The 6,904-nt window shown below is 73.0% G+C and carries 4 protein-coding genes and 1 pseudogene; 4 read left to right on the forward strand and 1 reads right to left on the reverse strand.

Annotation, left to right across the window (positions count from 1 at the left end):
- Positions 1–62: 62 nt before the first annotated feature.
- Positions 63–1,394, forward strand: coding sequence for an extracellular solute-binding protein (locus ACFWE1_RS15520; protein WP_376934305.1), 1,332 nt, complete (start codon positions 63–65; stop codon positions 1,392–1,394).
- Positions 1,395–1,466: 72 nt separating this feature from the next.
- Positions 1,467–3,218, forward strand: a complete 1,752-nt coding sequence (locus ACFWE1_RS15525; RefSeq protein WP_376934306.1) for a beta-galactosidase family protein — start codon at positions 1,467–1,469, stop codon at positions 3,216–3,218.
- 41 nt (positions 3,219–3,259) lie between these two features.
- On the opposite strand, the gene ACFWE1_RS15530 is transcribed toward ACFWE1_RS15525, so the two are convergent.
- On the reverse strand, positions 3,260–4,282 hold the full coding sequence (locus ACFWE1_RS15530) for a LacI family DNA-binding transcriptional regulator (RefSeq protein ID WP_376934307.1): 1,023 nt from the start codon (positions 4,280–4,282) through the stop codon (positions 3,260–3,262).
- A 47-nt stretch (positions 4,283–4,329) separates the two neighbouring features.
- Between ACFWE1_RS15530 and ACFWE1_RS15535 the strand changes: the two genes are divergently transcribed.
- Entirely contained in the window at positions 4,330–6,552 is a 2,223-nt protein-coding gene (locus ACFWE1_RS15535) for an alpha-galactosidase (protein ID WP_376934308.1), read from the forward strand.
- A pseudogene (locus ACFWE1_RS15540) lies at positions 6,549–6,904 on the forward strand (EamA family transporter); the annotation flags it as partial. The gene ACFWE1_RS15535 and the pseudogene ACFWE1_RS15540, both read left to right, overlap by 4 nt.

Consider the following 6,904-nt stretch of genomic DNA (forward strand, 5'->3'; position numbering starts at 1 on the left):
AACCGCACCAACAGAATCCGCACCACCCGAATCCGCACCACCACGCGAAGGGAATCACGCACATGGAACACCCCACCCCCCGTCGATCGGCCCGCCTCGGCGCGGCCCTCGGCTCCGGCGCCCTGCTGATCGGCCTCCTCGCCGGCTGCAGTGCCGCCGCCCCGGGCGCCGACGCCGGCTCCACCGACACGGACGCCGCCCTCCAGGAGGACGTCACGCTCACCTGGTGGACCTGGAGCGACACCACCCAGGAGCAGGCGGACGCCATCTCCGAGGTGTACCCGAACGTCACCTTCGACGTCGTGAAGCTCGAGAACCCGGACGCCGTCGTGACGAAGCTGCAGAACGCGATCAAGGCGGGCAAGGGCGCCCCCGACCTCGTCCCGGTCGAGTACCAGACGATGCCGCAGCTCGCCCTCGGCGGGGCGCTCGCCGACCTCACGCCCTACGGGCTCGCCGACTACCAGGACGCCTTCACGGCCTCGACCTGGAACGCCGTGAACGTGCAGGACCAGATCGTGGGTCTGCCGAACGACTCCGGCCCCATGGTGATGATCTACAACACCGCCCTGTACGAGAAGGCGGGCATCACCGAGGCGCCGAAGACCTGGGACGAGTTCGCGACCGCGGCGGCCGCCATCCACGCGGCCGACCCGGAGGCCTACATCGCCAACAGCGGCGACGCGGGCTTCTTCACGAGCATGATCTGGGCCTCGGGCGGGCAGCCGTTCCGCACCGAGGGCGACCGCGTCACCATCGACCTGCAGGACGAGGGCACGAAGAAGTTCTCGGAGTTCTGGGGCGAGCGGCTCGCCGCCGGCGAGCTCTCGGGCCTCGCCACCTGGTCGGACGAGTGGACCAAGGCGCTCACCCAGGACAAGCTCGGCACCCTCCTGATGGGCTCGTGGATGATCAATGGCGGCATGGAGGACTACGGCCCGGCCGGGCGGTTCAAGGTCGCTCCCATGCCGACGTGGGACGGCACGCCGGCCTCGGCCGAGAACGGCGGCTCCGGCATCTCCGTCACCTCGCAGAGCGAGCACCAGGCGGCCGCCGCCGGGGTGCTCAAGTACCTAGCCGAGGGCGAGGGCCGCGCGCTGCTCAACCAGAGCGGCTTCCCCTCCACCGTCGCCGACCTCGAGAACCCCGAGTGGCTCGACGCCCCGTTCCCCGGGTACGGCGGGCAGGCCGCGAACCAGATCGGCGCGGCCTCGGCCGAGTCGGTCATCCCGGGCTGGCAGTACCTGCCGTACCAGGGGTACGCGAACAACGTGTTCTCGGACTCCGTCGGCAAGGCGCTCGGCTCCGGCGGCGACCTCGACGAGGCGCTGCTCGCCTGGCAGGACACGCTCGTCGCCTACGGCAACGAGCAGGGGTTCAGCGTCAACCAGTAACCACGTGTGCGGCGGGGGACCTGCGCCCGCAGGTTCCCCGCTGCACGCCCGCAGAGAGTCCGAGAGACCGCCATGCCCTCCTTCGCCATCGGCGAGACCGACTTCCTCCTCGACGGTGCGCCGTTCCAGATCATCTCCGGGGCGATGCACTACTTCCGGGTGCATCCCGAGCAGTGGGCCGACCGGCTCGAGAAGGCCCGCCAGATGGGCCTGAACACGATCGAGACCTACGTGCCCTGGAACGAGCACTCCCCCGAGCGCGGCGCGTTCCGCACGCCGCCCTCGCTCGATCTCGCCCGCTTCCTCGACCTCGTGCACGAGGCCGGCCTGTTCGCCATCGTCCGCCCCGGCCCGTACATCTGCGCGGAGTGGCACGACGGCGGCCTGCCCGGCTGGCTCACGGCCGACCGCTCGGTCACGCTGCGCTCGAGCGACCCGGCGTACCTCGAGGCGGTCGGCGAGTACCTCGACGCGGTGTCCCGCATCGTCGCTCCGCGCCAGGTGGACGCCGGCGGACCGGTCGTGCTCGTGCAGATCGAGAACGAGTACGGCGCCTACGGCGACGACGCGGCGTACCTGCGGGCCCTCGTGGAGCGCACGAGGCGCGGGGGGATCACGGTGCCCCTGACGACCGTCGACCAGCCCGTCGACGACATGCTCCACCGGGGCGGACTCGACGAGCTCCACCGCACCGGGTCATTCGGCTCGCGCGCGGCGGAACGGCTCGAGACGCTGCGCCGGCACCAGCCGACCGGTCCGCTCATGTGCTCCGAGTTCTGGTGCGGCTGGTTCGACAGCTGGGGCGAGCCGCACCACACCACCCCGGCCGCGGACTCGGCCGCCGAGCTCGAGACGCTGCTGGCGGCGGGCGCCTCGGTGAACATCTACCTCTTCCACGGCGGCACCAACTTCGGCTTCACCTCGGGCGCGAACGACAAGGGCATCTTCCGGCCGATCGCGACCTCCTACGACTACGACGCCCCGCTCGCCGAGGACGGCACGCCGACCGAGAAGTACTGGCGATTCCGCGAGACGATCGCGAAGTTCGCGCCGGTCCCGCCGGAGCGGCCGGCCGAGCGGGTGGACGCGCCCGCATTCGAGGTGGCGCTGGACCGCCGGGTGACGCTGCACGACGCAGGGCTGGCGCGAGCGGTCGCCTTCGACGCGGTGCCGGATGCCTCGGCCTTCGGCGCCCCGCGCGGCTACTCGCACTACGAGACGACGGCGGGCTCGGGGGGCCTGCTCGCCTTCGCGGAGGTGCGCGACCGTGCGCACGTCTTCCTCGACGGCGGCCGGGTCGGCACCATCGACCGCGAGCACGGCGACCGCGTCGTCGTGCTGCCGCGCGGCGGGCGGCTGACGTTCCTCGTCGAACACCTCGGCGGCGTGAACTACGGACCCCGGCTCGGAGAGCCGAAGGGCCTCATCGGCCCGGCGACGCTCGACGGGCGGCCGCTCGACGGCTGGCTGGCCGGCCCCCTCGACCTCGGCATCGACAGGGTCCGCGCCGCGATCGCCGCGGCTCCGCCCGGGCACGAGCCGGGCGGTCCCCTCGCGGGCCCGGCGTTCGCCGCGGGCGACTTCGAGCTGGACGAGCCGCGCGACCTCCACCTCGACACGGCGGGCTGGGGTTCGGGGACGGTCTGGGTGAACGGGCACCACCTCGGGCGGCACTGGAGCCGCGGCCCGCAGCGCACCCTCTATGTGCCGGCGCCCGTGCTGCGGCGCGGCAGCAACGAGCTCGTCGTGTTCGAGCTGTCAGGGCACGGCTCGGCGACCGCCCGGTTCGCCGCGCGACCGGATCTCGGGCCGAGCGAGCGCTGATGGGCGCCCGACCCCGCGGCGCCGCGCTCCGCGGCGCCGCCTCAGCGCGGCGCCGGCCCCGTCGAGTCGCGAACGACCAGCCGCGTCGGGATGAGGATCTTCTGCCGCTCGACCTCGTCGCCGTCGATCAGCCCGAGCAGCAGCTCGGTGGCTTTGCGACCGACCTCGTCGAAGTTCTGGTGCACGGTCGTGAGCGCCGGCCAGAACGCGAGCGCCTCGTCGCTGTCGTCGAAGCCGACGACGCTCACGTCCTCGGGCACGCGCAGCCCCCGCTCGTGCAGCGCATGCAGCACCCCGAGGGCCATCTGGTCGTTGCCCACGAAGACCGCGGTCGGCGGGTGCTCGCGCTCGGCGAGGCGCCGGCCGATCTCGAGGCCGCTCGCAGCCGTCCAGTCGCCGGCGATGACCTCGGGCGAGAGTCCCGCCTTCTCCAGCGTGCGCCGGTAGGCGTCGGCACGTCGCGCCGCGGAGTACGACTTCGCGGGCCCGGAGACGTGCACGAGCTCGCGGTGGCCGAGCTCGAGCAGGTGGTCGAGCGCGAGCTTCGCCCCCTGCTCCTGATCGGTGTCGACGATCGTGTAGGGCAGGTTGGCGTCGGAGTCGACGATCACGACGGGCAGGCCGGCGGCGATGGTCAGTTCGTCGAGCGGCCCCACCTCGGCGGACATCACGAGGATGATGCCGTCGACCGCCTGCTCCTCGAGCCGGCCGAACGCCCCGACCACGTCGAGCTGGGTCGGATCGGCGATCGACAGGAGTGTCGTCGTGTACCCGGCCGCCTCGGAGGCCAGCGTGACGGCGTCGAGCGTGCGCTCGTTGCCGAGCGTGGCCAGGTTGAACGTCACGAAGCCGATGCTGCGGAAGCGGCCCGACTTCAGGTTGCGGGCTGCGCTGTTCGGCCGGTAGCCGAGTTCGCGCATGGAGGCGAGCACCCGGTCCCGGGTCGCAGGTCGCACGTTCGTCTGGCCGTTGGCGACCCTCGACACGGTCTGGGCGGAGACGCCGGCGTGCGCCGCGACGTCGTTGATCGAGGCTCGGGCGATCGAATGCTGAGCAGGCTTCATGGCAACGCAAACACTATCCGACCGGTTCGATGAGAGGAACCCCACCCATGCCCACAGCCGACCTCGGCATCGCCCTGCGCAGCGGGGGCGTCTCCCTCGTGCTCGATCTGCGAGGCGGTCGGCTGCCCGCGATCACGCACTGGGGCGACGACCTCGGCGAGCTGGATTCCGCCGGCTTCGAGGCGCTCGTGGCCTCCGGGGTGCCTCCGCTCGGTGCGAGCGAGGTCGACGCCCCGGTGCACGCCGCGGTGCTGCCCGAGCATTCGGACGGCTGGATGGGTCACCCGGGCATCAGCGGCTCGCGCGCGGGCCGCGCGTGGTCGCCGGGCTTCCGCGTGCACGAGGTTCGGCTCGACGGCGAAGCTCTCCCCACCGCGCAGCCCTCGGACGACGCGCCGCGCTTCGTGAGCCGCGGCGCCGGGGCCGTGCGGATCGCCGCGACCGACCCGGTCACGGAGCTCGGCCTCGTGCTCGACGTCGAACTCGCCGACTCGGGGGTCGTCCGGCTGCGAGCCGAGCTCGAGAACCTCGGGACGGACCCCTACCAGCTCGACGAGCTGCTGCTCTGCCTGCCGACCCCGATCATCGCCGACGAGATCCTCGACTTCGCCGGACGGTGGGCGCACGAGCGCGCTCCGCAGCGGCGCCGGGTCGTCGTCGGCGCCCACCGCCGGGAAGGACGGCACGGGCGGACCGGCCTCGACGCCGCCACCCTGCTCTCGGTCGGACGCGCGGGATTCGGCTTCGCGCGCGGTGAGCTCTGGGGCATCCACACGGCCTGGTCGGGCAATCACGTGCACCAGCTGGAGCGCGATCTCTCGGGCCGGCAGCACCTCGGCGGCGGTGAGCTGCTCCTGCCCGGCGAGGTGCAGCTCGCGACGAACGAGCGTTACCGCAGCCCGTGGGTGTACGGCGTGTACGGCGACGGCCTCGATGCGGCGGCGCAGCGCGTGCACCGGATGCTCCGGGCACGACCGCAGCACCCGAGCACGCCGCGGCCGGTGACGCTCAACACCTGGGAGGCGGTCTACTTCGATCACGACCTCGGCGCGCTCCTCGAGCTCGCCGAACGCGCCGCCTCGATCGGCGTCGAGCGGTTCGTGCTCGACGACGGATGGTTCGGCGGCCGCCGCAACGACCGGGCGGGCCTCGGCGACTGGACGGTCTCGCCGGACGCCTGGCCCGACGGGCTGCACCCGCTCGTCGACCGGGTGCGCGCGCTCGGCATGCAGTTCGGCCTCTGGATCGAACCCGAGATGATCAACGTCGACTCGGCGCTCGCGCGCGACCATCCCGAGTGGATCATGTCGGCGCGCGACGGCCTGCCCGTCGAGTCGCGGCACCAGCAGGTGCTCGACCTCAGCAACCCGGCGGCCTACCGCTGGATCCGGGACGCCCTGCTGGCCCTGCTCGCCGAGTACGACATCGGCTACCTGAAGTGGGATCACAACCGCGACCTCGTCGACGCCGGCACCGGCGCGCTCGCCGGGTCGCCGCGGCGGCCCGGGGTGCACACGCAGACCCTCGCCTGCTACCGACTCCTCGACGAGCTGAAGGCGCATCATCCCGGCCTCGAGATCGAATCCTGCTCCTCGGGCGGCGGGCGGGTCGACCTGGGCGTGCTCGAGCGCACCGACCGCGTCTGGGCCTCCGACGACAACGACCCGCTCGACCGGCAGGAGATCAACCGCTGGACGGCCCAGCTCGTCCCGCCGGAGCTCATCGGCAGCCACGTCGCCTCGGCGAGCTCGGAGACGACCGGACGCACCCACACGCTCGCGTTCCGGGCGATCACCGCCCTGTTCGGGCACTTCGGCATCGAGTACGACCTGCGCGACGCGAGCCCGGCCGAACTGGCCGAGCTCGGCGAATGGGTGGCGCTGCACCGACGGTTCCGACCGCTCCTCCACGGCGGCGACGTCGTGCGGCTCGACCACCCCGACCCGGCGATCACCGCGCACGGCGTCGTGGCCGCCGACCGCAGCGAAGCGGTGTACGCCGTCGTCGCGCTCGGCCGCTCCCCGCTCTCGAGCCCGGGGCGGATCCGGCTCCCCGGCCTCGACCCGGAGCGCCGCTACTCGGTCGCCGCGGTGGGCGTCGGATCGTCGCCGACGGCCGGCGAGCTCCCGCCCTGGCTGGCATCGGCCTCGTTCGGCGCCGGCGGCGCCGCCCTCGGCCGCGCGGGCCTCGTGATGCCCGCGCTGCGTCCCGAGCAGGCGATGCTCCTGCACGTCGTCGAGCACCCCGCGGTCGCGGCGCCCGCGCCATGACCGCGCTCGTCCTCGGCGCCGTGCTCGGCGCGGCCGTCATGCACGGCGCGTGGAACGCGATCGCCAAGCTCATCCCGGAGCGCCTGGTCTCCGCCGCGCTCATGGGGCTCGTCTACCTGCTCGCCGGCGCGGTCGGCTGCCTGCTGCTGCCGCCCGTCGCGGCCGCCGCCTGGCCCGCCCTGGCGGGCTCGGCTGCGCTGCAATCGCTGTACCTCGTGCTCCTGACGGCGGCATACGCCCGGAGCGAGTTCGGGGTCGCCTACCCGCTCACCCGCGGCATCTCGGTGCTCGGCATCACGCTCGTGTCGACCACGCTGCTCGGCGAGCGACTGTCGCCGCTGCAGCTCATCGG

Source organism: Agromyces sp. NPDC060279 (assembly GCF_042726785.1).
In the GTDB taxonomy this organism is placed as follows: domain Bacteria; phylum Actinomycetota; class Actinomycetes; order Actinomycetales; family Microbacteriaceae; genus Agromyces.

Excerpts from the sequence above, each read along its gene's own strand:
- ACFWE1_RS15525 (WP_376934306.1), top strand. The coding sequence starts at position 1,467 with ATGCCCTCCTTCGCCATCGGCGAGACCGACTTCCTCCTCGACGGTGCG.
- ACFWE1_RS15530 (WP_376934307.1), bottom strand. The coding sequence starts at position 4,282 with ATGAAGCCTGCTCAGCATTCGATCGCCCGAGCCTCGATCAACGACGTC.
- ACFWE1_RS15520 (WP_376934305.1), top strand. The coding sequence starts at position 63 with ATGGAACACCCCACCCCCCGTCGATCGGCCCGCCTCGGCGCGGCCCTC.
- ACFWE1_RS15535 (WP_376934308.1), top strand. The coding sequence starts at position 4,330 with ATGCCCACAGCCGACCTCGGCATCGCCCTGCGCAGCGGGGGCGTCTCC.